The 24,883-nt window shown below is 67.6% G+C and carries 26 protein-coding genes; 11 read left to right on the top strand and 15 right to left on the bottom strand.

The features are described from left to right. Window position 1: 1 nt before the first annotated feature. The gene (locus tag PI990_RS19500) at window positions 2-433 is read left to right on the top strand and encodes a hypothetical protein (protein WP_271658180.1); all 432 of its coding nucleotides are present in this window, start codon (window positions 2-4) and stop codon (window positions 431-433) included. A 90-nt stretch (window positions 434-523) separates the two neighbouring features. Beyond that, on the top strand, window positions 524-910 hold the full coding sequence (locus PI990_RS19495) for a hypothetical protein (protein ID WP_043244792.1): 387 nt from the start codon (window positions 524-526) through the stop codon (window positions 908-910). A 36-nt stretch (window positions 911-946) separates the two neighbouring features. Here PI990_RS19495 and PI990_RS19490 read toward each other — a convergent pair whose 3' ends face one another. From PI990_RS19490 to PI990_RS19470, 5 genes are all read right to left on the bottom strand, one after another. Continuing rightward, a complete protein-coding gene (locus PI990_RS19490; protein ID WP_043244793.1) occupies window positions 947-1,291 on the bottom strand; it encodes a hypothetical protein in 345 nt (114 codons plus the stop codon). Between the two features lie 33 nt (window positions 1,292-1,324). Then, on the bottom strand, window positions 1,325-1,705 hold the full coding sequence (locus PI990_RS19485) for a hypothetical protein (protein WP_021217982.1): 381 nt from the start codon (window positions 1,703-1,705) through the stop codon (window positions 1,325-1,327). Window positions 1,706-1,736: 31 nt separating this feature from the next. Then, a complete protein-coding gene (locus tag PI990_RS19480) occupies window positions 1,737-2,351 on the bottom strand; it encodes a hypothetical protein (RefSeq protein ID WP_271658179.1) in 615 nt (204 codons plus the stop codon). A gap of 110 nt (window positions 2,352-2,461) precedes the next feature. Next, a complete protein-coding gene (locus PI990_RS19475) occupies window positions 2,462-3,082 on the bottom strand; it encodes a hypothetical protein (RefSeq protein WP_271658178.1) in 621 nt (206 codons plus the stop codon). A 102-nt stretch (window positions 3,083-3,184) separates the two neighbouring features. Further along, window positions 3,185-3,952 carry a DUF2092 domain-containing protein gene (locus tag PI990_RS19470; protein WP_271658177.1) on the bottom strand — a complete coding sequence of 256 codons (768 nt, stop codon included), beginning with the start codon at window positions 3,950-3,952 and terminating at the stop codon, window positions 3,185-3,187. Window positions 3,953-4,075: 123 nt separating this feature from the next. Here PI990_RS19470 and PI990_RS19465 point away from each other — a divergent pair, with 123 nt between their 5' ends. Together PI990_RS19465 and PI990_RS19460 are read left to right on the top strand one after the other, a co-directional pair. Then, a complete protein-coding gene (locus tag PI990_RS19465) occupies window positions 4,076-4,972 on the top strand; it encodes an alpha/beta fold hydrolase (protein WP_271658176.1) in 897 nt (298 codons plus the stop codon). 72 nt (window positions 4,973-5,044) lie between these two features. Beyond that, window positions 5,045-5,641 (top strand): chalcone isomerase family protein, encoded by a 597-nt coding sequence (locus PI990_RS19460; protein WP_271658175.1) that lies wholly within the window; start codon window positions 5,045-5,047, stop codon window positions 5,639-5,641. Window positions 5,642-5,653: 12 nt separating this feature from the next. On the opposite strand, the gene PI990_RS19455 is transcribed toward PI990_RS19460, so the two are convergent. Genes PI990_RS19455 through PI990_RS19440 form a run of 4 tightly spaced genes read right to left on the bottom strand, consistent with a single transcriptional unit; the run spans window position 5,654 to window position 8,043 of the window. Continuing rightward, on the bottom strand, window positions 5,654-6,118 hold the full coding sequence (locus PI990_RS19455; protein ID WP_271658174.1) for a DoxX family protein: 465 nt from the start codon (window positions 6,116-6,118) through the stop codon (window positions 5,654-5,656). Between the two features lie 14 nt (window positions 6,119-6,132). Then, window positions 6,133-6,918, bottom strand: coding sequence for an HvfC/BufC N-terminal domain-containing protein (locus PI990_RS19450; protein ID WP_271658173.1), 786 nt, complete (start codon window positions 6,916-6,918; stop codon window positions 6,133-6,135). After that, window positions 6,915-7,754 carry an MNIO family bufferin maturase gene (gene bufB, locus PI990_RS19445; protein ID WP_184488783.1) on the bottom strand — a complete coding sequence of 280 codons (840 nt, stop codon included), beginning with the start codon at window positions 7,752-7,754 and terminating at the stop codon, window positions 6,915-6,917. Before bufB ends, PI990_RS19450 begins: the two co-directional genes overlap by 4 nt. A 16-nt stretch (window positions 7,755-7,770) precedes the next feature. Continuing rightward, the gene (locus PI990_RS19440) at window positions 7,771-8,043 is read right to left on the bottom strand and encodes a BufA1 family periplasmic bufferin-type metallophore (protein ID WP_021217973.1); all 273 of its coding nucleotides are present in this window, start codon (window positions 8,041-8,043) and stop codon (window positions 7,771-7,773) included. Between the two features lie 202 nt (window positions 8,044-8,245). Here PI990_RS19440 and PI990_RS19435 point away from each other — a divergent pair, with 202 nt between their 5' ends. From PI990_RS19435 to PI990_RS19425, 3 genes are all read left to right on the top strand, one after another. Then, window positions 8,246-8,812, top strand: a complete 567-nt coding sequence (locus PI990_RS19435; RefSeq protein ID WP_031287212.1) for a sigma-70 family RNA polymerase sigma factor — start codon at window positions 8,246-8,248, stop codon at window positions 8,810-8,812. After that, the gene (locus tag PI990_RS19430; protein WP_271658172.1) at window positions 8,809-9,450 is read left to right on the top strand and encodes a DUF1109 domain-containing protein; all 642 of its coding nucleotides are present in this window, start codon (window positions 8,809-8,811) and stop codon (window positions 9,448-9,450) included. Before PI990_RS19435 ends, PI990_RS19430 begins: the two co-directional genes overlap by 4 nt. An 82-nt stretch (window positions 9,451-9,532) precedes the next feature. Next, window positions 9,533-10,135 (top strand): flavin reductase family protein, encoded by a 603-nt coding sequence (locus PI990_RS19425; RefSeq protein WP_271658171.1) that lies wholly within the window; start codon window positions 9,533-9,535, stop codon window positions 10,133-10,135. Between the two features lie 155 nt (window positions 10,136-10,290). Here PI990_RS19425 and PI990_RS19420 read toward each other — a convergent pair whose 3' ends face one another. The 6 genes from PI990_RS19420 to PI990_RS19395 all read right to left on the bottom strand — a co-directional run bounded on the left by PI990_RS19420 (window position 10,291) and on the right by PI990_RS19395 (window position 20,911). Next, window positions 10,291-11,880: a malate:quinone oxidoreductase gene (locus tag PI990_RS19420; protein ID WP_271658170.1), complete on the bottom strand. Its 1,590-nt coding sequence runs from the start codon at window positions 11,878-11,880 to the stop codon at window positions 10,291-10,293. Window positions 11,881-12,277: 397 nt separating this feature from the next. Then, window positions 12,278-13,534: an HD-GYP domain-containing protein gene (locus PI990_RS19415; protein WP_271658169.1), complete on the bottom strand. Its 1,257-nt coding sequence runs from the start codon at window positions 13,532-13,534 to the stop codon at window positions 12,278-12,280. A gap of 229 nt (window positions 13,535-13,763) precedes the next feature. Continuing rightward, window positions 13,764-14,258: a DUF1543 domain-containing protein gene (locus PI990_RS19410; RefSeq protein WP_271658168.1), complete on the bottom strand. Its 495-nt coding sequence runs from the start codon at window positions 14,256-14,258 to the stop codon at window positions 13,764-13,766. A 116-nt stretch (window positions 14,259-14,374) separates the two neighbouring features. After that, complete coding sequence (locus PI990_RS19405; protein WP_271658167.1) at window positions 14,375-17,749, bottom strand: PAS domain-containing protein; 3,375 nt, start codon at window positions 17,747-17,749, stop codon at window positions 14,375-14,377. A gap of 215 nt (window positions 17,750-17,964) precedes the next feature. Continuing rightward, entirely contained in the window at window positions 17,965-18,375 is a 411-nt protein-coding gene (locus tag PI990_RS19400; protein WP_021217964.1) for a PA2817 family protein, read from the bottom strand. Window positions 18,376-18,463: 88 nt separating this feature from the next. Next, window positions 18,464-20,911, bottom strand: a complete 2,448-nt coding sequence (locus tag PI990_RS19395) for an acyl-CoA dehydrogenase (protein WP_271658166.1) — start codon at window positions 20,909-20,911, stop codon at window positions 18,464-18,466. Window positions 20,912-21,071: 160 nt separating this feature from the next. On the opposite strand from PI990_RS19395, the gene PI990_RS19390 reads away from it, so the two are divergent. From PI990_RS19390 to PI990_RS19375, 4 genes are all read left to right on the top strand, one after another. Continuing rightward, the gene (locus tag PI990_RS19390; RefSeq protein WP_271658165.1) at window positions 21,072-21,740 is read left to right on the top strand and encodes a transglutaminase-like domain-containing protein; all 669 of its coding nucleotides are present in this window, start codon (window positions 21,072-21,074) and stop codon (window positions 21,738-21,740) included. Between the two features lie 191 nt (window positions 21,741-21,931). Continuing rightward, a complete protein-coding gene (locus PI990_RS19385; protein WP_184488775.1) occupies window positions 21,932-22,552 on the top strand; it encodes a glutathione S-transferase family protein in 621 nt (206 codons plus the stop codon). 85 nt (window positions 22,553-22,637) lie between these two features. Beyond that, the gene (locus tag PI990_RS19380; protein ID WP_184488774.1) at window positions 22,638-23,570 is read left to right on the top strand and encodes an ABC transporter ATP-binding protein; all 933 of its coding nucleotides are present in this window, start codon (window positions 22,638-22,640) and stop codon (window positions 23,568-23,570) included. Then, window positions 23,567-24,346 carry an ABC transporter permease gene (locus tag PI990_RS19375; RefSeq protein WP_271658164.1) on the top strand — a complete coding sequence of 260 codons (780 nt, stop codon included), beginning with the start codon at window positions 23,567-23,569 and terminating at the stop codon, window positions 24,344-24,346. Before PI990_RS19380 ends, PI990_RS19375 begins: the two co-directional genes overlap by 4 nt. Window positions 24,347-24,883: the final 537 nt, after the last annotated feature.

The raw sequence follows: 24,883 nt of genomic DNA, 5'->3' as shown, positions 1-24,883 counted from the left end.
CATGCCCCTGCTGCTGCAGCTCCACCTGTTCGCCGTAGCCTTCTGGCTCGGTGTTGTCGCGGTCGAATTCCTGCTGGAGCAGGGGCGCGCCACCAGCCGCGCCCAGGGCTTCACCGTCGCGCGGATGCACCGGCGCATCGACCTGTTCTTCGAGATGCCGGCCTTCAGCCTGGCGCTGGTCACCGGGCTGCTGCTGATCGAGCCGGTGCGCTTCGACGGCCTCTATGCCTTGAAAGTGGTCGCGGGCCTGGTGGCCGTGGCCGGCAACGCCCTCTGCCTGGTCCCCGTGCTGCGCCGCCGCAGCGCCGCCGAAGCCGATGACCTCGGCGGCGTGATCCGCCTTTCCCGGCAGATCGACCGCATCTCCCTGCTGGCCATCCCCGCCGGGCTCCTGGCCCTGGCCTGCGGCGTCTACCTGGCGCTGATGCGTTGAGGCTCCCGGGCTGAAGCCCGGGCTACAAGGCGGACATAATGCGCGGCGATATGCACAATGCGCGCGCATCCATAAGGCTACGGAACGCCCATGCGTTATCACGACTATCACCTGAAGGCTTACTCGGTAGAGGAGTACGGTCAGACCGTCACCCTGCATCTGTCCTGGGACTATGAAGGGGCGTCAATCGAAGACTCCTTCATCCGCTTCTCCGACGTTTCGCTCTACCACTTCGTGCACACCCAGGGCGCGATCATCACGCATCTGGATGAAGTCGAGCTCACCGACCTGCTGGAAGAGTTCGCTGATCGACTGCCCGAGTGGGATCGCTGGTACGGCGTTCGGGGCTGGAAGGGTGATTGCCAACGCACTGCTGCCCACCTGCAGGCGGAGGGTTACCGGGCGTGGTCCATCGTCTCCGCAATCGGCTTCTATGGTTTTGTGATAGCCCGCTCCGTTGGCGAAGTGACCCCGTAGGTTGGGCTGAGGTACGAAGCCCAACGCAGCGAGGTTTCAGCTTGATAATGGACGGGGTGGCAGCAGGGTCAGCCGGGGCTTTTCTGGTTCCAGCAAACTCTGCACCGTCCATTCGAGCGGGTCCTGGTTGCAGAAGTACTGTTCGATGGTGCCTTGCTCGCGGTAGGTCGAGAGGTTGAAGCCTTCCTCGATGTCGTTGTACCAGAGCACCTGATTACTATTCAGCGCGACTATCCAGAAAGGGCCCTGGGTTTCTTCATCCCACCGGACGGGCGTGATCTTGATCGCGCTCCAAAGCCCCAACTGTTTCGGTGTCATCCGAGCCTCGGCTTCGGCAATCAGGCCGGTGAGCGCAGTCAGTGATATGGGCTCCCATGTCATCTTGTGTGTCGTCCCTGTGGTCGGGTGGATTGGCTAGGCCATGTGCAGCTGGACGAGGCAATAGCTGGCAGCTTCCGCAACGAACGCCTCACCGTCGTGGCTCAGCGCTTCAAGCTCTGGTCTGAATTCATGGATGGCGTTATCGCCGACGATGTCGCATGCCTGCTCGCGCACCCGTGCATTGCTGCTGGCCAATCCAAGACGCAGCATCTCGTGATGCTCGGACGGTGCGCTGTAGTAGCGATAGGCAAAGACCCAACCGTCAATGAACGGGTCGCCTCTGGACTCAAGCAGGGTGAGGTCCTGCTGGCTCAGTACGAACTGGCGCAGCCGTATGAGTTCCGCGAGAGCGCTGCATACCGTGCCCATTCGCGCACTCAATGCCTTTTTGTGCAGCTCGGAAGTCATCTGCATGAGCGTGCCTTCTCCAAGTGATGAACGGCGACTACCGGCCCGCCGAACCGGCAATCCCCTCGATCATCGCCTTGACCGCCGCCTCGCTGTCCACCGATGCAGGTGCGGAGACGCGGAACTTGAGCAGGCTGTCGCCCAGCTCGAACAGGTAGAGCGAGGAGCGGATCGGTTGCACTTCGCCGGCGAAGGGCTCGACGAATTCGAAGTCCGCACGCAGGCCGGTGATGGCCTGGCCCCGGTAGTTCAGGGTTGCCGGCTGCTCGCCGAGCAGCTTGCCGGTCTTGTGGAAGGCGAGGATTTCCTGCTTCTGCTGTTGCTGGTGGTTGAGCACCAGTTGGTGCCGGGCTGCTGCGATGACATCCGCCGGCGAGCCGATCGAGCTGACCTGCGGCACCGGGTAGACATAGGCGGTGAAGACGACGGGCTGGGCGATCAGCTCGGAGTTGTAGCCGACCATGATGTGCCGGGCCCGCTCGTCGAAGCGCACGATCTGGGTGCGGAGGAAGATGCCGGAGGTGGACGGGAAGACGATGCCGGTGTCGTCATGCCGATAGGGGCCGGCGGCGGGGATATCCTGGGGCGGGAACTGGTTGTTCTGGCAGCCCGCGAGGGTGATGGCCAGCAGCAGGGTGAGCAGGTACTTCATGGGACGTTCCTTGTCGTTGCACTTTGATAAGACGCGCTGTTAGCAAAGGTAAGCGTCTTGCACCAGGGCTGTTCACCTGCAGGTCGCCGGCCCTGGTTCAGGCGTGGGGTCTATTTGATGGGAAGCAGGGGGACCACTGGCGTAACGGTGATGGAGTGCTGCGATGGCTCTCCCAGAAGGCCGTTGCGGATATCGATCGAGTCGATCTGAACATCGGCCAGTGTCGGGTAAAGCTTGCGGAACACTTCCAGGTCGCGCTCGTGCTTATCGGTATGAACGATCTTTGCGCCGACGGTGAGGCTGATCTTGCGGACGGGAACGAAGTGGAAGGTACCCAGGTAGGTAGCTTTGCCTGCCACGACTTCGAAGGGAACGACATCGGAGGCAGTGGCGGAACTGTTGACCACACCACTCCCAGTGCCCCACTTGGTCATCAGGTAATGCCCTGCGGGAAGCGAGGCGGCGAATAGGGCGCCGCTGTAGCCGTAGCTGGAAAAGTCACTCCTGGAAAAGGACGGATACATGGAGCTGCCTACCGTGAAGTAGTTGCCCTTGCCATCCTCCATTCTTTTGTACTCGAGGTTGTATTTGGCCAGCGCGCCATCGTAGGTCAGGGCACCGATGACCAGGCCTTCACCGCTGGCGGCGTTCAGTTTGTAATCGCTACGAATGTTGGGGGTGCCGCAGCCGACGAGCAGCGTGGCCAGCAGCAAGGCGAAGATAGGTTTCATGGGACGTTCCCTGTCATGGCGCCCTGATGGCGCGAGCGGGGCGAACGCTACCGACTCGACTATGTGCTGTCCATTGGTGCGACGGAATTTTTCTACTGCTCGCTAAGGTTTCGAGCCTCCCCCTACCTCCGCCTGCAACTCCAGCAACGGCACCGGCTTCGCCCCTTCGGGCGGGGTGAAGACGAAGTCGGTGGGGCCGACCATGGGCAGGGTGTCCCACTGGTAGGTCACGCTGTGGCGGGGGCGTTCGGGTTGGTCGAGGCGGGTCAGCACCCTCTTGCAGGGCAGGGGCTCGGCGCCCTGGCGTAGCCACAGTTGCCAATCCAGGCCCGGCTGGCGGTAGGCGTAGTGCTCGCAGCTCTGGTCGCCGACCTGCTCGGTGCCGACGTGGAGCGCGCTGCCGATGCCGACTCGCTGGGCTGTGTCCGGGCCCCAGTGGATGAGATCGGCCAGCGGCAGCTGGATGCCGTAGCGCTCGCCTAGCAGGGCCAGCAGTTCCTCCTGGCTGGTGGGTGCCACCTCCCGGCCGAAGTAGCCCTGGCGGCTGTCGTAGAGGGTGAACTGCTGGCCGTCGTAGAACAGGCTGCGCTGGTAATCGGTACTCGTCACCTGCACGCGCAGCTTGTCCGGCGCGCTCACCAGCAGTTGGGTGCGGGCATGCACCACCAGCGCCTGGCCGTTTTCCAGCAACTGGTCGCTGTCGCTTTCCGCGTCTATGGCGTACTGCTGCAGGCCGCGCAGGTGTTCGCCCATCTTCACCAGGGCGGCGAGGGCGCCTGGGTCGGGGGCGTCTTCCTCGGCGGCCAGGGCGGTGCAGGTGACGAGGGCGAGGACCAGGACGAGCAAGGGGCGCTGGAGAGAGGCGGGCATGGCGGGTGACCTCGATGCGAGGCTGTCGATGGTCGTTAGGTTCCAGGGCTGCGGAGTTGGTTCCGGCCGGCGGTTCGGCGGCGGCTGGCTAAGCTGTCCCGATCATCGATGAAGGAGCACGGCATGACCGCAAGGGAGATTCACAAGGTCCGCACCGCCAGCCTGGCGCTGGCCTATGAAGAGCATGGCGCGGGGGATGAGGTGGTGATCCTGCTCCACGGTTTCCCCTATTCGCCGCGGGCCTACGATGCCGTGGCGCCGGCCCTGGCCGCCGAGGGGCTGCGGGTGCTGGTGCCGCACCTGCGTGGCTATGGCTCCACGCGCTTCCTGGCCGGGGACGCCCCGCGCTCCGGCCAGCAGGCGGCCCTGGGCCAGGACCTGCTGGACTTCATGGATGCGCTGGCGATCCCCCGGGCCACCCTGGTGGGTTACGACTGGGGCGGGCGCGCCGCCTGCATCGTCGCGGCGCTGTGGCCGGAGCGGGTGCGGGCGCTGGTGACGGGGGATGGCTACAACATCCAGAACATCGCCGTCTCGGGCACGCCGGCCGCGCCCGAGCAGGAGTTCCGCTATTGGTACCAGTTCTACTTCCACACGCCGCGCGGGCACCTGGGGCTGGAGGCGAACCGGCGGGCGCTGTGCCGCCTGCTCTGGCAGCTGTGGTCACCGACCTGGCGTTTCGACGAGGCCACCTATGCCGCCAGCGCCGAGGCCTTCGACAACCCGGACTTCGTCGAGGTGGTGATCCATTCCTACCGTCATCGCTACGGCTACGCGCCGGGCGACCCGGCGCTGGAGGCCATCGAGCGGCAGCTGGCGGCGCAGCCGGCCATCGGTGTGCCCACCCTGTCCCTGAGTGGCCTGGACGATGGCGTCGGCTCGCCGCCCGAGGTGGACGACAGCGCCGCGCACTTCACCGGCCCCTACCGGCGCCAGCTGTTGCCCGGCGTCGGCCACAACATACCCCAGGAGGCGCCGGGGGAGACGGTGGCGGCGGTGCTGGAGCTGTTGGGGCGCTGATCGGGCGCGTACGGAATACTGCAATCTGGCTGCGGGACACTGGGTCCATCCACTTTCAGGAGGCGCCATCCCGTGACCATCCGATCCTTCTCGCCGCGCCACCTGCTGGTCGTCGCGTTCATCGGCCTGCTGGGCCTGCAACAGGCACTGGCCGACGGTTGGCGCGAGGCTGTGCCGGATGCGCAGGTGGTGGGTAGCGGCGAGTTCAGCGCCTACGGCTTCCATATCTACGATGCCAGGCTGTGGGCCCCCGGCGCGGTGCTGGGGGAGGACCGGCCCTTCGCCCTGGAACTGGTCTACCAGCGCACCATCAGCCGCGACACCCTGGTGGAAGCCAGCCTCGACGACCTGCAGCGCCTCGGCGGCGAGGCGGTGGATGCGGCCCGGCTGGGTGCCTGGCAGGCGGAGATGGAGCGCGCCTTCGTCGATGTCGAACCCGGCCAGCGCATCACCGGCGTCTACCTGCCCGGCGTCGGCGGGCGCCTGTACGTGGAAGGGCGCGCGCCCTATGAGGTGCGCGACCCGCTGTTCGCGCGGACCTTCTTCGGCATCTGGCTGGACCCGCGCACCCAGGACCCCGAGCTGCGCCTGCAGCTGCTCGGCGGCCTGCGCTCGCCCTTCGAGCCGGGCACGGCGGTGGTCACCGGCTGCTGCCCCGTGCAGCCCTAGTGGCCGCCTGCCTTAGCGCAGGCCCAGCCTGCAGTCCAGCGACCAGGCGCCCGCGCCGCGCCCGACGAGCAGCAGCAGGAGCCCGGCCCAGCTGAGGTGGGTGGACCAGGCGTCGGGGTAGACGAACACCTGGATCACCAGCGTCATGCCCAGCAGCGCCAGGGCCGAGAGGCGGGTGCACAGGCCCAGCACCAGCAGCAGCGGGAACAGGTGTTCGGCATAGGTGGCCAGGTGCGCGGCCGGCTCTGGCGGCAGCAGGGGCAGCGCGTATTCGCTGCGGAACAGCTCGTAGGTGCTGTCGGTGATACTCAGGACACCCTCCACCTTGGTGCGCCCGGAGAGGAAGAACACCCCGGCGATGCCCAGGCGCGCCACCAGCAACAGCAACGCGTCGGGGAGCAGGGCGTGCAGCCGCGCGGCCAGGCTGCGGTGGGCGATGGGGCTGGCCGAGATCGGCTGGGCATGCGGGGTATCCATGGGCGGTGCTCCGGTCAGGTGTCGCGCGTGGCGAGCACGGGAGTGAAGGCGCCAGCCGCCAGCAGGCGGCCGAGCAGGTCGATGAAATCGAGTGTGGGGTCGGCGGCCAGGGCCAGGCCGCTGGCCTCGTCCAGTGTCAGGCCCCGGGCGCAGGCGTCGAGGAAGGCGCAGCCGCCCGGGCCCAGGGGCTGCCAGGTCACCTGGCCGCCGCTGCGGCCGAGCAGGGCGCCTTCGCCGTGCCATTCCAGGCTGTCGGGCAGGGGCCGCTCCTCGCGCTGGTGGCGCCAGATGCTGTAGGCCGGCATGTCGGCGCACCAGAGCCAGCGCAGTGCCGGTCGTGGGCGCAGGCACAGGGCGCCCAGCGCCTCGGGGCCGAGGTCGGCGATGGCGCCGAGCGCGAGAGACGGCCGCTCCGCTGCGGCGAACACCTCGACCCAGAGCCGGTCCAGCCGCGCCACCGCGCCCAGATAGGGCAGATCGCGGGCCGGCTCGAAGGCATCGAGGAAGTCAGCGAAGCCAAGGCCGTAGTCGAGCAACTGCACCGAGGCCGGGGGCGACTGGCGCACATGCAACGCCGCCGCCGCGCCGAACCAGTCGGCGCCCACCAGGCGCTCCACTGCCGGGAAGTTGGCCCGCAGCGCATCCACGCAGCCCTTCATCAGGGTGTTGCGGTAGAGGTCGAAACCGGCCTGGCCGACGAGCTCGGCCACCAGCCGCTGCTCTGCGCTGTCCGGTGCCCCGGGGTTGCCACGGGCGGCGTCGATGAAGGCGTCCTGGAAGGCGCCGAGGTCGAGGCTCATGCTTGTCGCTCCAGGCCGTCGAGCACGGCCTGGGCGATGTCGCGCTCGGCCAGCAATTCGGTGAAGGGGGGGATGTGGTCGTCGCGTTCGATCAGGGTCGGGCGCGGGCCGATGCGGGCGATCAGGCGCCGATACAGTGCCCAGACCGCGGCGTCTATGGGGGCGTCGTGGGAGTCCACCAGCAGCCCGCTGCCGCCTTCGTCGCGGCTGTGCCCGGCAAGGTGCAGTTCGAGGATGGCCTCGGCGGGGAAGGCGTCCACGTAGGCGCCCGGGTCGAAGTCCAGGTTATGCGCGCTGACCTGCACGTTGTTCAGGTCCAGCAGCAATCCGCAGCCGCTGCGCCGGCTCAGTTCGGCGAGGAAGTCGATCTCCTGGCGTTCGTGGCCGTTCATGCGCAGGTAGTGGCTGGGGTTTTCGATGGCGATGCGCCGCCCCAGGGCGTCCTGGGTGCGGGCGATGTTGTCGGTGATGCGCTCCAGTGCCGCCTCGGTGCGGGGGAAGGGCAGCAGGTCCGGGTTGTAGACGCCGCGCCAGGTGGACCAGGCGAGGTGCTCGGAGACCAGGGCCGGCTGTACCCGATCCGCCAGGGCGCGCAGGCGCCGCAGGTGGTCCGGGTCGGGCGGGCAGTCCGCTGCCAGGGACAGCGAAACCCCGTGCAGCGACAGCGGGTGGCGCGCGCCTATGGCGTGCAGCCAGTCCAGGCGCGGGCCGCCGTCGACCATGTAGTTCTCCGGGTGCACCTCGAACCACAGCCCCGGCGCTGTGCAGGCGTGAGCCTGTTCGTAGTGCTCGGGCTTGAGGCCCAGTCCGGCGCCCAGCGGCGCATGGCGTTCCATGGTCGACGGCCGGCGATCAGGACTTGATCGGGGTCAGCGAGCCCATGCCGTTGGGCGTCTTGATCGAGGTGCAGGTGCCGGCCGGGACGTTCTTCCAGGCGTCGCCCTGGTAGTCCTTTTTCGAGGTGCCCGCGCAGCTGGTGCCGGCGCCGGCCTTGCAATCGTTCTGCCCGGCCATGGCCACGCCGTAGCACTTCTCCATGGCGCCGGGCTTGGCGTCGGCGGCGACGGCACCGCCGGCGAGGGTGGCGAGGGCCAGGGCAGCGGCGGTGAGAGCGATGTTGTTCATGTCGTATCTCCAATGTCCGTTGAGGGTGGCGACCGGCCTTTCACCGGTGGCTCGATGGGTAATTCGCCGGCACCGGGCATTCGGTTACAGCCCACTGAAATTTTTTTGAGATTTTTTTCGCCGCGCCCTAACGTGTGTCGCCCGAACCCCGGCAGGTGCCGGTGGCGGGAAAATTTCATCCGGTGTGTAACCAGGACGGTCGATGAAGCGAACTAGTGACCAAGAGGCGCTCGAAGCACGGGAAGCCGGATTGCAGGCCCTGCTGCTCAAGGGGCTGGCGGGTGAGGCGGCCGCGTACCGGGAGTTCCTCGGCCGGCTCGGCGCCCACCTGCGGGCCTTCCTGATGCGTCGCCTGCAGCAGCCGAGTGATTGCGAGGACCTGGTGCAGGAGGTGTTGCTGGCCGTGCACAACGCTCGCCACACCTACCGCGCCGACCAGCCGGTGACGGCCTGGGTGCAGGCCATCGCGCGCTACAAGCTGGCCGACTATTTCCGCGCCCGGGGTCGGCGCGAGGCGCTGCACGACCCGCTGGACGAGGACGACCTGTTCGATGAGGCCGACGCGCAGCCAGGCGAGGCCAGCCGTGATCTGGGCCGCCTGCTCGAGCAACTGCCCGACAAGCAGCGGCTGCCGATCATCCACGTGAAGCTGGAGGGCCTCTCGGTGGAGGAAACCGCGCAGCTCACCGGGCTTTCCAGCTCTGCCGTCAAGGTCGGCATACACCGCGGGCTCAAGGCCCTGGCGGACATGATTCGAGGTAAGCGATGAAGACCGATGACCTGATTTCCATGCTCGCTGCCGGCAACCCGGCCCCGCCACGGGCGCCTTCGGCGCGGCGTTTCGCCTTGGCGCTGTTCTGCGGCCTGCTGGGCGCATTGCTGCTGATGGCCTGCCTGTTCGGCGTGCGCAAGGACCTGGCCGAGGTGGCCGCCACTCCGCTGTTCTGGGCCAAGGTGGCGTTGCCGGCGGCCCTGGTGCTGGGGGCACTCTGGGCCAGCGGCCGGCTGGCGAGGCCGGGCTTGGCGGTGGGCGCGCGCTGGGCTGCCATCGGCGTGCCCGTGGCGCTGGTCTGGGGTGCGAGCCTGGTGCTGTTGGCGGCACTGCCCGCCGGGGACCGGTTGGCGCAGGTGCTGGGCACTACCTGGCGCACCTGTCCGTTGAACATCGCCTTGCTCTCGGTGCCGGCGTTCATCGCGGTGCTCTGGGCCATCCGTGGCCTGGCACCCACCCGGTTGCGCCTGGCCGGGGCGGCTGGCGGCCTGCTCGCGGGGGCGTTGGCGACCCTGGTCTATTGCCTGCACTGCCCGGAGATGGCGGTGCCGTTCTGGGGTGTCTGGTACGTGCTCGGCATGGCGCTGCCGACCCTCGCCGGCTGGCTGCTGGGGCCCCGCTGGCTGCGCTGGTGATCCGGCCTCACCGGGCTTGCCCTGAAGCGCCACGCTGGTGCAGGCTGCGCCGTCCCGTTTCGCAGCCTTCCGGAGCCTTGCCATGTCCGCCGATCACCGCCGTCCCGTTCCCCTGGCCAAGGCCTATCGCCTGATCAACCACGGCCCCACCGTGCTGGTCAGCGCGGCCCATGGCGGCAAGCGCAATGTCATGGCGGCGGCCTGGGCCATGGCCCTGGATTTCGAGCCGCCCAAGGTCTCCGTGGTGCTCGACAAGTCCACCTGGACCCGCCGCCTGCTGGAAGCCTCCGGCAGCTTCGTGCTCAACGTGCCGGCGCGCGGCCAGGTCGACCTGGTGCAGACGGTCGGTTCCAGCTCCGGGCAGACCCTCGACGAGGCGGGGCGCGACAAGTTCGACGCCTATGGCATCGCCACCTTCCCCGGTGCACAGGTGCCGGCGCCGCGGGTGGAGGGTTGCGTGGCCTGGCTGGAATGCCGCCTGCTGCCCGAGCCGCACATCCAGGAACGCTATGACCTGTTCCTCGGCGAAGTGGTGGCCGCCTGGGCCGATGCGCGGGTGTTCAGCGAGGGCCGCTGGAACTTCGAGGGGCATGACGACCTGCGCACCCTGCATCATGTGGCGGGCGGGCATTACCTGGTGATAGGCGAGGGCGTTGGCGGGAAGGAGTTGCCGCTCAAGGGGTGAGGGCTTCCCGTTAGCTATGGGCGTTAGGCGTGGGAGCGGTTTCAACCGCGAAAGACCTTTCGCAGGCACTCGGCTGCGAATGGCCAGGTAGCCCATTCGCGAATGAATTCGCTCCCGCAAGGGGAGACGCCCCACCCGTGGGGGGGGCGCTTGCATCACTCGACGGTGGCGGCCGGGGCGGCCTCGGGCTGGACGGGAATGAAGTCCAGCTGCAGGCGCTCGTGGCTCCAGGCGCGGGTGGCGTTGGTCAGCTCGACGTCATCGTTCAGCTTGCGGCCGTAGGAGGGGATGATCGCCTTCAGGCGGGCCTGCCAGGCATCGCTTTTCATCTTCTCGGGGAAGGTCTTCTCCAGCACGCTGAGCATGATCGGCGCGGCGGTGGAGGCACCCGGGGAGGCGCCCAGCAGCGCGGCGATGGAGCCGTCGGCGGCGCTGACCACTTCGGTGCCGAATTGCAGCACGCCGCCTTTCTCGGCGTCCTTCTTGATCACCTGCACGCGCTGGCCGGCCTGGATCAGTTCCCAGTCGGCGTCCTGGGCATCGGGGAAGTACTCGCGCAGGGCGGCCATGCGGTCGTCCTGGCTGAGCATCAACTGGCCGATCAGGTACTGGCTGAGGTCCATGTTGTCGATGCCGGCATTGGTCATCGGGCCGATGTTGTCGGTGGTGATGGCACTGAACATGTCCATGTGCGAGCCATTCTTGAGGAACTTGGTGGAGAAGGTGGCGAAGGGGCCGAACAGCAGCACCTCCTGGCCATCGACCACGCGGGTATCCAGGTGCGGCACGGACATGGGCGGCGAGCCGACCGAGGCCTTGCCGTAGAGCTTGGCGTGGTGGCGCGCGACGATGTCCTGGTTGCGGGTCATCAGGAACGAGCCGCCCACCGGGAAGCCGGCGTAGCCGTCCGCTTCGGGGATGGCGGATTTCTGCAGCAGCTTGAGGGCGCCGCCGCCGGCGCCGATGAACACGAAGCGGGCGTTGACTGCGCGCTCCTCGCCGCCCTTGGCCAGGTCGGCGACCACGACTTTCCAGGTGCCGTCTTCGTTGCGCACGATGTCGCGCACTTCATGGCTGAGGTTGAGCTTGAAGTTGGGCGACTCGGACAGCGAGCCGAACAGCTGGCGGGTGATCTCGCCGAAGTTCACGTCGGTGCCGATGGGCATGCGGGTGGCGGCGATCTTCTGGTCCTGGGCGCGGTTCTCCATCACCAGCGGTACCCACTGGGCGATCTGCGCGTGGTCCTCGCTGTACTCCATGCCGCGGAACAGCGGGCTGTGCTGCAGGGCCGCGTGGCGCTTCTTCAGGTAGGCGACGTTGTCGTCACCCCAGACGAAGCTCATGTGCGGCACGGTGTTGATGAAGGAGTGCGGGTTCTTCAGCACGCCTTGGTCGATCTGGTAAGCCCAGAACTGCTTGGAGATCTCGAAGGATTCGTTGATCGCCACGGCCTTGCTGATGTCGATGCCGCCATCGGCGGTCTCGGGGGTGTAGTTCAGCTCGCAGAAGGCGGAGTGGCCGGTGCCGGCGTTGTTCAGGGCGTTGGAGCTCTCCTCGGCGACCTGGTCCAGGCGCTCGAAGGTTTCGATCTTCCACTCGGGTTCGAGCTCGTGCAGGTAGGTGCCGAGGCTGGCGCTCATGATGCCGCCGCCGATCAGCAGCACGTCCAGGGGTTTCTCGGAGGAGTCGGGCTGGGAGCAGCCCATGACGCTCAGGCACAGGAGCGCCAGCAGTAGTTTCTTCATTTACCAACCGTCCAGATTTCGAGCATGGCCTGCCGCCCCGGGGGCACGCGGAGTGACGAACCCCGCTGGCTCGGTGGCGCTCGGGTGGTTCGTCTTCCTGGGCTGGCGGCCATGCATTCTCGTGGCCGGGGCGTGTGCGGCGCCCCGGTCAGGCGCCTCGGCGCCCTGCATGCGGTGGCTGTTCGCCACCGTGGGCGGCCAATAGAGCAAGGAACGTGCCTGGCGGCTTCAGGCCAGGCGCTGTGCGGGTCATGCCGTCAGGCAGGGGGCTTGTAGTGGCGGGAGTCCGCCATTACAGGGGCACGCGTGGGGTGATCTAGGCGGAATTTCGCCCGACCGGCCGTAACCGAGCGCCCCGAGGCTGTTTTTACGCAGCATCACCGAGCGCAGGTATTTTTCAGCCCCGGGTGCGCGGGTCCACGTAGTAGGTCACCTGCTGCCGCGGGTCGAGGTATTCCAGCGCATCCGCTGGCACCTGTCCGGGGCGCACGCTGCGGGCGATGGTGATCGAGGGCTCGTGCTCGAGGTTGACGATCAGCGCCTCTTCCTTCGGCACCTTGGGGTCGAAGAGGATCAGCGTCGGCTTCAGCGGCAGGGTCGGGTGCATGCCCAGCACCAGGCCGTAGCGATCGTCCTGCAGCTGCACCAGGCTGCCCGGCGGGTAGACGCCCATGCAGCGGATGAAGGCCTTGAGCATCACCTCGTCGAAGCGCTGGCGGTACTGCCCGTACATGCGCGACAGGGCCTCATGGGGGCTGAGGCCGTCGCGCGGGTTGAGCGGGTTGCACAGGTTGTCGAAGTGGTTGGTGATGCACACCACCCGGCTCAGGCGGCCGATGCTCGCCTCGTGCAGCTGCTTGGGGTAGCCGCTGCCGTCGCAGTACTCGTGGTGCTCGTGGATGATCCGCTGCACCTCGTCATCGAGCATCAGCTGCTGGCTGCGGCGCAGGCCGAACTCGGTGTGCATCTGCAGCAGCTGCTGCTCGGGGCGGGTCAGGGGTTCGGGCTTGAGCAGCACCTTGCTGGGCACGTCCATCTTGCCCATGTCGTGGAGCAGGGCGCCGAGGCCGAGGCTGTGGCAGGCCTCGCTGTCGTAGCCGAGCTGGCGGCCGAGCATGACCGAGAGCACGGTGACGTTCAGCGAATGGAAGTAGGCGTCTTCGGCGGGCTTGCCGTTGATGCTGTGCAGAGCGGCGCCGTCTTCGCCGAGCACCGACGCCACCAGGTCGCCGACCACCTGGCCGGCCTGCTTGAGGGCCTCCTCGGGCTGGCTGCGCAGGGTCTGGTTGAGCTGCTTGACCTGCTGGCTGGCGAGGATGAACTTGCGGTCCACCTCCGCCAGGCGCTTGCGCAGCTTGCTGAGCTTGACCACCCGCTCCTGGCGGGCGATGTCCTCGGGGCTGGGCGCTGGTGCTTCCTCGGGTTCCGGCGGGTGCGGCGCGTCGGGTTCCAGCTCCAGGGGCTCGCAATCGCTGCGCGCCGGGTCGTAGCGCAGGCGCTTGAGGCCGAGGTCGCGCAGGGCCTTGATCTGCCCCTCGTCCTTGATCTTGAAGTTGCTGAAGGTGAAATCGTGCTCCCACCAGCCCAGTTCGAGCTGGATGTAGAGGCCGACGCAAAGCTGGTCCGGCGTGATGTAGGCAGGTGCTGCGGTCATTCCATGGCCCAGGTGCTGGCTAAGTGATGGCAGTCTAACGGTTTGCCTTCCTCGGAGCAGCCCTGTCATCCGTTCGGCCGCCCGTGCCCGGCCGTCAGGATTCGCGGGGTTGCATCGGCGCCGGTCGATGCCGCGATCCGCCCTCGTTTCCTTTGAGTGGCCAGGTTTCACGGGGTTCAGCATAGTTGCTCCGCAGGCGGCGCAAGGGCCGGCCGCCTGCGGGGCGTGCTCAGGAGAGGATCACGTAGTCGCTGCGCTGGGTGATGCCGCGGTGCTCGCCTTCCACCAGTTGCACGTAGCGGCCGTCCACCTGGTCGATGGGAACGCAGTCGTCGACGTCCAGCAGGGCGTCGGTGTGGGGTTTGTCCCAGCCGGCGAGCATGCGCCGCTTGCCCTTTTCCTTGGCCTCGGCCTTGTCCCGCGCCACCACCAGCAGGTAGCGATGGGCTTCGCCGAAGGCGCCCGGCTCGTAGCCGCCGAGGTTGAGGAAGAACAGGCGGGGCGCACCGGCAGCGGGGGCGGCATTGCCGAGGCTGACGCGGTAGCCGTCGATGCCTTCGATGGCCATCCACGAGTCGATGTGCAGGCCGGCGGGGCTGCCGAACCATTCGTGGCGCAATTGCGTGTGGGTGTCTTCGATGGTGTCGGCGAAGGCGAACACCACGTCATGGACTTCGATCTTGGCCCGGGGGTGCTTGCCTCCGAGCATCACGACGAACAGCATCTTGGGTCCTGGCAGGTCGATCGGGCCCGGCATCCGGTGCCGGGTGGGGGCGCCATGGTAAGGCGCCGCTTCGTTGGGTGGTAGCGCCGTCCGGCGCCCGGACGAAGCGTCGTCCCTCAACCGCGCCTGGCGGCGAGCCCGGCGATGCCGTCCACCGCTTCGGCGAGCTGGCGCTGGGTGAAGGGCTTGGACAGGCGCGGCAGGTCCAGGCGCACCCCGGTGGGCAGCTCGGCGTAGCCGGACACCATCAGCACCGGCAGCCCGGGGTGGCGCGCGCGAACCTCCAGTGCCAGCTGCGCGCCGGTCATGTAGGGCATCGCATGGTCGGTCACCAGCAGGTCGTAGCGCTCGCGCTCGAGCAGGTCCAGGGCTTCCTTGGCGGAGTGGGCGACGGCCACGTGGTGGCCGAGGTCCTCCAGCATCTCGGCGGTGTTGGTCAGCACCAGGTCGTCATCGTCCACCGCGAGAATCGCCAGGCCCGGCGCTGTCGAGGCACCGGCCGGTGCCAGCACCGTGACCTGCCGCACCGGGGGCTCGCCGTGCAGCGCCTCTTGCGCGGGCAGCCAGATCTCCGCCGTGGTGCCGCGCCGTGGCGTGCTGTGCAGGCGCAGCACGCCGTCGGACTGCTCGGCGAAACCGTGGACCATGGACAGCCCGAGCCCGGTGCCCTTGCCGATGCCCTTGGTGGTGAAGAAGGGCTCGGTGGCGCGCTTGAGCGTGGCTTCATCCATGCCTTCGCCCATGTCGGTGACGGCCAGGCACACGTAGCGCCCGGGCCGCAGCCCGCTGTCGCCCAGGGGCACCGCCTCCTCGCGGGCGGCGATGACGATGCGGCCTTCGCCGCCCATGGCGTCGCGGGCGTTGACGGCGAGGTTGAGCAGGGCGGATTCCAGCTGGTTGGGGTCGGTCTCCACCGCAGGCAGCTGCAGCGGGAAGAGGGTCTCGACGGCGATGGTGGAGCCCAGGGCGCTCTGCAGCAGCTCGGTCATGTCCTCCACCAGCTGGCGCAGGTCGATGAGTTCGCGACGCAGGTCCTGGCGCCGGGCGAAGGCGAGCATGCGTGTGGTCAGCGAGGCACCGCGTTCGGCGGCGCTGCGGGCGTTGTCCACCAGGCGCAGCAGCGGCGCCTCCTGTGGCATGCGCCGGCGCAGCAGTTCGAGGCTACCGAGCACCGCCATCAGCAGGTTGTTGAAGTCGTGGGCGATGCCGCCGGTGAGGCTGCCGATAGCCTCCATCTTCTGCACCTGCTGCAGGGCCTGCTCGGCCTTGACCCGGGCGGTTTTCTCCACCGCTTCGGGCACCATGGCGACCACCTCGCCGGTTTCGTTGAGCACCGGCCGCAGGGAGAAGTCGAACAGCCGGGTGCCGCCGGGCAGGTCCAGGGCCATGCCGAGGTTCTCGGTGGCGCCGGCGGCGACCCGTTGCACCGCCGCGCGGATCACCTCGGGCATGCCGGGCGTGCGGGTGAACCAGGGGGTTTCCCAGAAGGGCTTGCCGGCCACCTGTTCCAGGCTGGCGTCGATACCCGCCAGGGCGGTGGCGTTGAAGTGCAGCACCTCGCCACTGGCGGCGATCAGCCCCTGGTAGAGGTGCGAGGTTTCGAAGATGGCGCGGATGCTGGCTTCGCTCTGGGCCAGGGCGGCGGTGCGTTCGGCCACCTTGGCTTCCAGCTCCTCGCGGAAGCGGCGCTCACCCTCGCGGGCCTCGGCCTCCGAGCGCACCCGTTCGATGTGGGCCCAGGAGCGCTCTGTCACCTCGGTGAGCAGGGCCAGCTCCTTGTGCGTCCAGTTGCGTGGGCGGCTGTCGTGGATGGCCATCAGTGCGGTGAGCCGGCCGCCCTTGACCAGGGGCAGGCAGAGGGTCGCCGCCAGGCCGATGGCGAGGTAGGTGGCGGCCTCTGCGGGCGCCAGTTGGCCACGGTTGTCGTCCAGCACCAGGGGCAGCCCGGCGCCGAGGCGCTGCACCGCCAGCTGGCCGAAATCGGAAAGGTGATAGTGGCCGACGATGCTCTGGCTGCCCGGGGCGGCCCAGTCGCCGCGGATGGTGAAGCCGTCGCCGTCGGGGTCCATGTCGGCATAGGCGCAGACGGCCACGCCCAGGTGCTCGCCGAGCATGCGGGTGGTGATGGCGAGGATCTGGTCGGCATCGACGCTGCGGGAGGTTTCCTTGCCGAGGGCGTCGAGGAACAGCAGCCGCGCCTCATTCTCGCGCAGGGCGTCCTCGGCCAGGTGGCGCCCGGTCATGTCGCTGGCGGCACCGAACCATTCGCTGATCTCGCCGTCGGCATCCAGCAAGGGCACGGCACGGGAGAAGGTCCAGCCCAGGCTGCCATCGAGCAGGTACACGCGGTGCTCCAGCTGGAAGATGCCTTTGGTGCGTACGGCCTGGTCGATGGCCGCGCGTACCCGGGGCTGGTCCTCGGCGGGGATGTAGTCCTGCAGCCAGTTGGCGGTGGGGCGGCGGAGGTCGGCGATCAGGCCTTTGCCGTCGAGGCGGCGCATTTCGGTCCAGTGCGGGTCCATGCGAAAGAGCATGTCGGAGGAGGCGTTGACCAGCGCGCGGAAGCGCTCCTCGCTCTCGCGCACGCGGGCCTCGGCGGCGGCGCGTTCGGTGATGTCCTGGCCCTCGACGAAGATGGCGGTGACCCGGCCCTGGCCATCCACCACCGGCTGGTAGACGAAGTCGAGCACGCGCTCTTCCTCGATGCCGCCGGGTTCGCGCTGCAGCATGACGTGCACGCCGGTGCCGACATAGGCCTTGCCGCTGGTGCGGACCTGGTCGAGCAGCTCGATGAAACCTTGTCGCTCCACCTCCGGCAGGGCCTCGCGCAGGGGGCGGCCGATCAGGTCGCGGTCGCCCACCAGGCGGCGGTAGACGGGGTTGGCCAGCTCGAACACGTAGTCCGGCCCGGCGAGCAGCGCCATCAGTCCCGGGGCTTGTTCGAACAGGCTCTGCAGGCGGCTGCGCTCGGCCTGCATGTGGCGCTCGGCGCGGACCCGCTCGGTGGTTTCGACGACGATGGCGATGACCCCGGCGGGGTGGCCGCTCTCGTCGAGCACGGGTGAGTAGTCGAGGTTCATCCACACCGATTCGGGGCGGCCGTTGCGGTGCAGGGTGAGTTCCTGGTCCTTGTAGGCGAGGGTGCCGCCGGCCAGGCCGACCTTCATCACGTTGTCGTTGAAGTCGGCGACCTCGGGCCAGCCCTGGCGCACCTCGGAGCCCAGCAACTGCGGGTGGCGCCCGCCGGCGAACACCGAATAGGCGTCGTTGTAGATCATGGTGCCGGCCTCGCCCCACAGCAGCACGATGGGCACCGGCGAGAGCAACAGCATGCCGGTGACGGTCTTCAGGCTTTGTGGCCAGGCCTCGATGGGCCCAAGGGGCGTCGCCGCCCAGTCATGGGCGTTGATCAGCCGGCCCGGCTCGCCGCTGCTGGGCAGGAATTGCGGGCTCGGCGTGCCGGTTGGCGAGCGGGGCGCTTCATCGGTCATCGGGGCTGGATCCAGGGCGGCAAGGCTGTCGACGAGAGGGCATGGGCGGGCATGGCCCTGGCTTTCGGCAGCATAGCATCGGGAAAGTTGCGGCCCTAAGGGGGCGCTCGACGCAGCGCTATGGCCGCGCGGCGATCATGCAGTCGATGGTCGAGGCGATCGTGGCGTTGCGGGGGGCGCACCGGGCCGGTTGAACCGGCCCGGGCAGAGGCGGCTCAGTGCTTGCCGCTTTCGTCGGGCAGGGCGAGGAATTGCTTTTCCTGGTTCCAGTCGAAAGGCTCGTCGTTTTCTTCGGCTTCGAAACGGCGCTCGTCGAGGCGCTGGAACAGGGCGATTTCTTCGTCGGGCATGAAGTGCAGGCAGTCGCCGCCGAAGAACCACAGCAGGTCGCGGGGGACCAGGTGGGCGATCTGCGGGTAGCGGTGGAACACCTGGCTGATCAGGTCCTGGCCCAGGTAGAGGCTGGCCTCGGGGTCGCGCGGCAGTTCGCTCATCAGCTCTTCGAAGCGTTCGACGAAGAGGGCGTGGTTCTCTTCGGGAACCTGCTCGGCTTCGCCCAGGGCGACCAGGATGCCGCGCAGGTGGGCGAGCAGGGCGAGGTGGTGGTCGAGGTAGGAGTTGGCCATGGCGTGGGTCCTGGAGCGGAATGAAAACGGGCGCGGAGTATAAGTCGCTCCGCGCCCGCTGTCCCGCCCGCCGGGCCGGGTGGTGGCCCTAGCGGACCTGGCCTTCGTTGAGCAGCAGCTCTTCCTTAGCGTAGTCGTCGACGTCGATCACCTTGCGCCGCGCCACTTCGGCGGCGCGCAGGCGCTGGGCCTCGCTGGCGTCGACCACGCCGGCGGCCAGGGCGGCGTCGATCAGGTTCTCGCCGGCTGCGGGTTTCACCTGGCCCTCCTTGACGGCCTTGTGCAGCTTCTTCTGCAGCGGCTGTACGGCGGCCAGGGCGTCGACGGCGTGCTGCAGTGCGCCGACCGGGTCGTTTTCGGCCTGTGGGCGGAAGCAGCCGGCGAGCAGGTTTTCCAGCGCCGGGTCGCCACGGTCGCGGCCGATGATGGCGGCGATTTCCGCATCGAGTTCATCCGACGGCCCCTTGTGGCGGCGGCCGAAGGGGAACACCAGCACGCCGAGCAGGCAGCCGAAGATGCGGTTGGGGAAGTTGGCCAGCAGGCCGGCGAGGGCGTCCTCGGCCTTGCCCAGGCTTTCCTCCAGGGCCCAGCGCAGCAGCGGGCGCAGGTGCTCGGGGCTGTCCAGGTCGTGGTAGCGCTTGAGCGCGGCGGAACCCAGGTAGAGGTGGCTGAGCACATCGCCCAGGCGCGCCGAGAGGCGTTCGCGGCGCTTCAGCTCGCCGCCCAGCAGCATCATGCTGAAGTCGGCGAGCAGGGCGAAGGCGGCGGCCAGGCGGTTGAGGCTGCGGAAGTAGCCCTGTGCCAGGCGATCGCCGGGGGCGCTGCCGAGCTGGCCGAAAGTCAGGCCCAGCAGCAGGGTGCTTGCGGCGTTGCTGACGGCGAAGCCGATGTGCTGCATCAGCAGGTCGTCGAACTCTTCCAGGGCACGGTCGTGGTCCTCGCGGCCGGCGAGGGCCATTTCCTTGAGCACGAACGGATGGCAGCGGATGGCGCCCTGGCCGAAGATCATCAGGTTGCGCGAAAGGATGTTGGCGCCTTCCACGGTGATGAAGATCGGCGCGCCCTGCCAGGAGCGGCCCAGGTAGTTGTTCGGGCCCATGATGATGCCCTTGCCGCCGTGCACGTCCATGGCGTGGCCGATGCACTCGCGGCCGCGTTCGGTGAGGTGGTACTTGAGGATGGCCGAGAGCACCGAGGGCTTCTCGCCCAGGTCCACCGCGTTGGCGGTGAGCATGCGCGCGGCATCCATCATCCAGGCGTTGCCGCCGATGCGCGCCATGGCTTCCTGGATGCCTTCGAAGGCCGACAGCGGCACGTTGAACTGCTCGCGCACCCGGGTGTACTGGCCGGTGACCAGGCTGGTGTACTTGGCGGCGCCGGTGCCCACCGCCGGCAGGGAGATGGAGCGGCCGACGGAGAGGCAGTTCATCAGCATCATCCAGCCCTTGCCGAGCATGGGCTGGCCGCCGATCAGGTAGTCCAGCGGCACGAACACGTCCTTGCCGGAGTTGGGGCCGTTCATGAAGGCGGCGCCCAGGGGCAGGTGGCGGCGGCCGATCTCGACGCCGGGGGTGTCGGTGGGCACCAGCGCCAGGCTGATGCCCAGGTCTTCCTCGTCGCCCAGCAGGTGCTCGGGGTCGTAGGCCTTGAAGGCCAGGCCGAGCAGGGTGGCCACCGGGCCGAGGGTGATGTAGCGCTTCTCCCAGGTCAGGCGCAGGCCGATGACTTCCTCGCCCTGCCACTGGCCCTTGCAGATGATGCCGACATCGGGCATGGCGCCGGCGTCGGAGCCGGCCAGCGGGCCGGTGAGGGCGAAGCAGGGGATGTCCTCGCCACGGGCCAGGCGCGGCAGGTAGTGCTGGCGCTGCTCGTCGGTGCCGTAGTGCAGCAGCAGCTCGGCCGGGCCGAGGGAGTTGGGCACCATCACGGTGGAGGCGAGGTCGCCGCTGCGGGTGGCCAGTTTCATCGCCACCTGGGAGTGGGCGTAGGCGGAGAAGCCCTTGCCGCCGTATTCCTTGGGAATGATCAGGGCGAAGAAGCCGTTGGCCTTGATGTGTTCCCAGGCCTCTGGGGGCAGGTCCATGCGCTGGCCGATGTCCCAGTCGCTGACCATGGCGCAGAGCTCTTCGGTGGGGCCGTCGATGAAGGCCTGCTCCTCGGCGGTGAGGGCCGGGCGCGGGTAGTCGAGCAGCTTGTTCCAGTCGGGGCGGCCGCTGAACAGCTCGCCGTCCCACCACACGGTGCCGGCCTCGATGGCGTCGCGCTCGGTTTCCGACATGGGCGGCAGCACGCGCTGGAACCAGGAGAACAGCGGGGCGGTGATCAGCTTGCGGCGCATGTCCGGCAGCGCCAGGGGCAGGGCGACCGCCAGCCACAGCACCCAGAGGATCGCCAGCAGCCAGCCGGGCGAGTGGCTGAACACCCCCATGGCCAGGAGATACAGGGCCACCGCGCCTAGGGCGGGCAGGGGAGCGGTGCGGCGGTGCGCCAGCCAGGCGACCCCCAGGACCAGGACGAGCAACCAGACGAACACCATGCGTGATCCTCCTTGATGACGGTGCGGCACAGGCGCGACCGTCACGAGCGTAGACGTCGCCATGAAAGCTGGCGACATGGGCAGTGAGCTTGGCCGGATCGTCGTTGGGCGGGCATCGGGGCAGCCCCTAGACTGGGGCGGTTCACCCTGGAGAGATGCCATGCAGCCCTACCTGCGATCCGGTCGCTTCGTTGATAGTGACCACCCCCTGGTGGTTGAGTTCGCCTCGCAAAACCGCGGCGCGAGCGCGCAACCCCGTGACCGGGCGGTCAGTCTGTACTACGCCGTGCGCGACTCCATCCGCTACAACCCCTACGCCTTCAGCCGCGACCCCGAGTCGCTCAGGGCCAGCACCGCCCTGGCGGTGGGCGAGTCGTACTGCGTGCCCAAGGCCATCCTCCTCGCGGCCTGTGCGCGGCATTGCGGCATCCCGGCGCGCATCGGCCTGGCAGATGTGCGCAACCACCTCGCCACCCCGCGCCTGCTGCAGTTGCTGAAGAGCGAGGTGTTCGCCATGCACGGCTACACCGAGCTGTACCTCGATGGGCGCTGGGTCAAGGCGACGCCGGCCTTCAACCTGGAGCTGTGCCGGCTGTTCGATGTCGCGCCGCTGGAGTTCGACGGCGCGACCGACAGCGTCTTCCACCCCTTCAACCGCCAGGGCGAGCGCTACATGGAATACCTCGCCGACCACGGCCAGTTCGACGACCTGCCGGAGGCGCTGTTCTTCGGCCACCTGGAACAGGTCTACCCGCACCTGTTCGAGGCCGATGCGGCCTTCATGACCGGTGACCTGCACAGCGAGGCGGCTGCCGTAAAGACACCGTAGGTTGGCGCCGAGCGCAGCGAGGCCCAACGCATCGTGGTCCGGTCCCGCCGCATCGGGCTTTACCCCAAGCACGCCTTCGTCCATTCGCCACCCCGCTCCGGTCGATATGCGTTATCAACGCAAATCCTTGGCCAGGGTGGGGGGATTTGCCTCTAGAATCGACGCCTCAAGAAAAGTCAGGACAATCACAGATGCTGAAGATCTGGGGCCGCAAGAATTCGTCCAATGTGAGAAAGGCGCTCTGGGCCGCCGAAGAGGCCGGCATCGCCTTCGAGGCGATCGATGCCGGAGGCGCCTTCGGCCTGGTCAACGACCCCGAATACCGGGCCAGGAACCCCAACGGCCTGGTGCCGCTGATCGAGGATGGTGAGCTGGTGCTCTGGGAGTCCAACGCCATCGTCCGCTACCTGGCCGCGCGTTATGCCGCGGGCCGTCTCTACCCTGAAGACCCGGTGCTGCGTGCCCGGGGCGACAAGTGGATGGACTGGACCACCTCGGCCTTCGCCCCGGTGTTCCGCGACCTGTTCTGGGGCACCCTGCGTACGCCGCCGGCGGAACGCGACCCGGCGAAGATCGCCGCCGCCCTGGCCCGTTGCAGCGAGCTGCTGGCGATGCCCGAGCGGGCCCTGGCCGAGCAGCCATTCCTCTCCGGCGACCATTTCGCCATGGGTGACATTCCCCTGGGCAGCTTCATCTATGCCTGGTTCGAGATGCCCATCCAGCGCCCCGAGCTGCCGGCCCTGGAGGCCTGGTACGGCCGCCTCAAGGAGCGCCCGGCCTACCGCAAGGCGGTGATGACCGCCCTGACCTGATGCTAGGCTCAACCCATCAAGCGGCTTGATGGTTGCGTTTGCAGCCATCAAGACGAATTTCCATCTATTTGCACAAAGGCACGTCATGACATCTGCTCTGTCCATCCGGCAGCTGACCAAGACCTACGGCAACGGCTTCCAGGCCCTCAAGGGCATCGACCTGGAAGTGGCCGAAGGCGATTTCTTCGCACTGCTGGGCCCCAACGGCGCCGGCAAGTCCACCACCATCGGCATCCTCTCCACCCTGGTGAACAAGACCAGCGGCACGGTCAATGTCTTCGGCAACGACCTCGACACCTCGCCCTACGCGCTCAAGCGCTGCCTCGGCGTGGTGCCCCAGGAGTTCAACTTCAACCAGTTCGAGAAGGTCTTCGACATAGTCGTCACCCAGGCTGGCTACTACGGCATCCCGGCGAAGATCGCCAAGGAGCGCGCCGAGCAGTACCTCACCCAGCTGGGCCTGTGGGACAAGCGTGACGCGGCGTCCCGCGAGCTGTCCGGCGGCATGAAGCGGCGCCTGATGATCGCCCGAGCGCTGGTCCACGAGCCGCGCCTGCTGATCCTCGACGAGCCCACCGCCGGCGTGGACATCGAGCTGCGCCGCTCCATGTGGAGTTTCCTCACCGGGCTCAACGCCCAGGGCATCACCATCATCCTCACCACCCACTACCTCGAGGAAGCCGAGCAGCTGTGCCGCAACATCGGCATCATCGACCACGGCACCATCGTCGAGAACACCAGCATGAAGTCGCTGCTGAAGAAGCTCCACGTGGAGACCTTCCTGCTCGACCTCAAGGATTCCCTGGCCAGCCTGCCGCAGCTCGCCGGCTACCCGGCGCGCCTGGTGGACCACCACACCCTGGAGGTGCAGGTGGACAAGAGCCAGGGCATCACCGAGCTGTTCCGCCAGCTCTCGGCGCTGAACATCGATGTGATCAGCCTGCGCAACAAGACCAACCGCCTGGAGGAGCTGTTCGTGTCCCTGGTCGAGAAGAACCTGTCGAAGGTGGCCGTATGAGTGCCGAACTGCGCGCCAACCTGGTCGCCCTCAACACCATCGTCTACCGCGAAGTCCGCCGCTTCACCCGCATCTGGCCGCAGACCCTGCTGCCCCCGGGCATCACCATGGCGCTGTACTTCGTCATCTTCGGCAACCTGATCGGCCGGCAGATCGGCGACATGGGCGGCTTCAGCTACATGGAGTACATCGTGCCGGGGCTGATCATGATGTCGGTGATCACCAACTCGTACAGCAACGTGGTCTCCAGCTTCTTCGGCAGCAAGTTCCAGCGTTCGGTGGAAGAGCTGCTGGTGTCGCCGGTCTCGCCGCACACCATCCTCCTCGGCTACACCATCGGCGGCGTGCTGCGCGGCCTGGCGGTGGGGGTGATCGTGACCCTGCTGTCGCTGTTCTTCACCAAGCTGCAGGTGCACCACCTGGGTGTGACCGTGCTGGTGGTGCTGCTGACCGCCACCACCTTCTCCCTGGGCGGCTTCATCAACGCGGTGTACGCACGCAACTTCGACGACATCTCCATCGTCCCGACCTTCGTGCTGACGCCGCTGACCTACCTGGGCGGGGTGTTCTACTCCATCAGCCTGCTGCCGCCGTTCTGGCAGACGGTGTCCCTGGCCAACCCCATCCTGCACATGGTCAACGCCTTCCGTTACGGCATCCTCGGCGTCTCCGACATCAACATCGGCATCGCCATCGGCCTGATGACCCTGACCACGGTGATCCTCTACATCGCCTGCATCCGCCTGCTGGTGAGCGGCCGGGGTATGCGCCAGTAAGGCATCGCTGATGAGGGCGAGGGCGCTCCAGCCGTAGGAGCGCGCTCTGCTCGCGAACCTTGTGCTGGATGGCATTGCTCTGTCGTGGGAGCGAATTCATTTGAACTTGGGAAACCACGTCCTTAGGGCGTGGTCATGAGTCATCGACTCTGCCTGTGACGATCTCAATTGAGAGCCATGCAGGATGAACGCGTGTCGTAGGGTGTGCCGTGCGCACCTCCGCGCGGTGCTTCCTGCGAGTCCGAGGTGCGCGCAGCACACCCTACGTCCGGAGTGAGTGGCGGCTGCATGTTCCGATGTCTGATTGCGCCCCTTTCTAGGGGGCCAAAAGCAATGCCACGTTTTAAGAACGTGGATTTTTACTCGCGAACAAGGGCCCGTACCGGGCATCGCGGTTGAAACCGCTCCCACGCTTCCTGGCCCGCCTCCGAAATGCATCAACCCCGATACAAAGCGTCACAGACTGCATCTATCTTTACCTGCCCCTGACAAAAGTCCGCCGATACTCCCGGTAGACTTTTTCATTTCCGACAAGAA

Source organism: Pseudomonas sp. TUM22785 (assembly GCF_028198105.1).
Lineage (GTDB): Bacteria > Pseudomonadota > Gammaproteobacteria > Pseudomonadales > Pseudomonadaceae > Metapseudomonas > Metapseudomonas solani.
The sequence above is the reverse complement of the archived record's forward strand: the minus strand, read 5'-3'. Positions and strand labels throughout refer to the sequence as shown.

What these genes read in the sequence shown, in the direction of transcription:
- PI990_RS19475 (WP_271658178.1), bottom strand. Translation starts at nt 3,082, where the DNA reads ATGAAACCTATCTTCGCCTTGCTGCTGGCCACGCTGCTCGTCGGCTGC.
- PI990_RS19400 (WP_021217964.1), bottom strand. Translation starts at nt 18,375, where the DNA reads ATGGCCAACTCCTACCTCGACCACCACCTCGCCCTGCTCGCCCACCTG.
- PI990_RS19495 (WP_043244792.1), top strand. Translation starts at nt 524, where the DNA reads ATGCGTTATCACGACTATCACCTGAAGGCTTACTCGGTAGAGGAGTAC.
- PI990_RS19410 (WP_271658168.1), bottom strand. Translation starts at nt 14,258, where the DNA reads ATGCTGTTCGTCGTGATGCTCGGAGGCAAGCACCCCCGGGCCAAGATC.
- PI990_RS19430 (WP_271658172.1), top strand. Translation starts at nt 8,809, where the DNA reads ATGAAGACCGATGACCTGATTTCCATGCTCGCTGCCGGCAACCCGGCC.
- PI990_RS19490 (WP_043244793.1), bottom strand. Translation starts at nt 1,291, where the DNA reads ATGACATGGGAGCCCATATCACTGACTGCGCTCACCGGCCTGATTGCC.
- PI990_RS19470 (WP_271658177.1), bottom strand. Translation starts at nt 3,952, where the DNA reads ATGCCCGCCTCTCTCCAGCGCCCCTTGCTCGTCCTGGTCCTCGCCCTC.
- PI990_RS19385 (WP_184488775.1), top strand. Translation starts at nt 21,932, where the DNA reads ATGCTGAAGATCTGGGGCCGCAAGAATTCGTCCAATGTGAGAAAGGCG.
- PI990_RS19380 (WP_184488774.1), top strand. Translation starts at nt 22,638, where the DNA reads ATGACATCTGCTCTGTCCATCCGGCAGCTGACCAAGACCTACGGCAAC.
- PI990_RS19465 (WP_271658176.1), top strand. Translation starts at nt 4,076, where the DNA reads ATGACCGCAAGGGAGATTCACAAGGTCCGCACCGCCAGCCTGGCGCTG.
- PI990_RS19395 (WP_271658166.1), bottom strand. Translation starts at nt 20,911, where the DNA reads ATGGTGTTCGTCTGGTTGCTCGTCCTGGTCCTGGGGGTCGCCTGGCTG.
- PI990_RS19405 (WP_271658167.1), bottom strand. Translation starts at nt 17,749, where the DNA reads ATGACCGATGAAGCGCCCCGCTCGCCAACCGGCACGCCGAGCCCGCAA.
- PI990_RS19450 (WP_271658173.1), bottom strand. Translation starts at nt 6,918, where the DNA reads ATGAGCCTCGACCTCGGCGCCTTCCAGGACGCCTTCATCGACGCCGCC.
- PI990_RS19500 (WP_271658180.1), top strand. Translation starts at nt 2, where the DNA reads ATGCCCCTGCTGCTGCAGCTCCACCTGTTCGCCGTAGCCTTCTGGCTC.
- PI990_RS19415 (WP_271658169.1), bottom strand. Translation starts at nt 13,534, where the DNA reads ATGACCGCAGCACCTGCCTACATCACGCCGGACCAGCTTTGCGTCGGC.
- PI990_RS19435 (WP_031287212.1), top strand. Translation starts at nt 8,246, where the DNA reads ATGAAGCGAACTAGTGACCAAGAGGCGCTCGAAGCACGGGAAGCCGGA.
- PI990_RS19480 (WP_271658179.1), bottom strand. Translation starts at nt 2,351, where the DNA reads ATGAAGTACCTGCTCACCCTGCTGCTGGCCATCACCCTCGCGGGCTGC.
- PI990_RS19420 (WP_271658170.1), bottom strand. Translation starts at nt 11,880, where the DNA reads ATGAAGAAACTACTGCTGGCGCTCCTGTGCCTGAGCGTCATGGGCTGC.
- PI990_RS19390 (WP_271658165.1), top strand. Translation starts at nt 21,072, where the DNA reads ATGCAGCCCTACCTGCGATCCGGTCGCTTCGTTGATAGTGACCACCCC.
- PI990_RS19455 (WP_271658174.1), bottom strand. Translation starts at nt 6,118, where the DNA reads ATGGATACCCCGCATGCCCAGCCGATCTCGGCCAGCCCCATCGCCCAC.
- bufB (WP_184488783.1), bottom strand. Translation starts at nt 7,754, where the DNA reads ATGGAACGCCATGCGCCGCTGGGCGCCGGACTGGGCCTCAAGCCCGAG.
- PI990_RS19440 (WP_021217973.1), bottom strand. Translation starts at nt 8,043, where the DNA reads ATGAACAACATCGCTCTCACCGCCGCTGCCCTGGCCCTCGCCACCCTC.
- PI990_RS19425 (WP_271658171.1), top strand. Translation starts at nt 9,533, where the DNA reads ATGTCCGCCGATCACCGCCGTCCCGTTCCCCTGGCCAAGGCCTATCGC.
- PI990_RS19375 (WP_271658164.1), top strand. Translation starts at nt 23,567, where the DNA reads ATGAGTGCCGAACTGCGCGCCAACCTGGTCGCCCTCAACACCATCGTC.
- PI990_RS19485 (WP_021217982.1), bottom strand. Translation starts at nt 1,705, where the DNA reads ATGCAGATGACTTCCGAGCTGCACAAAAAGGCATTGAGTGCGCGAATG.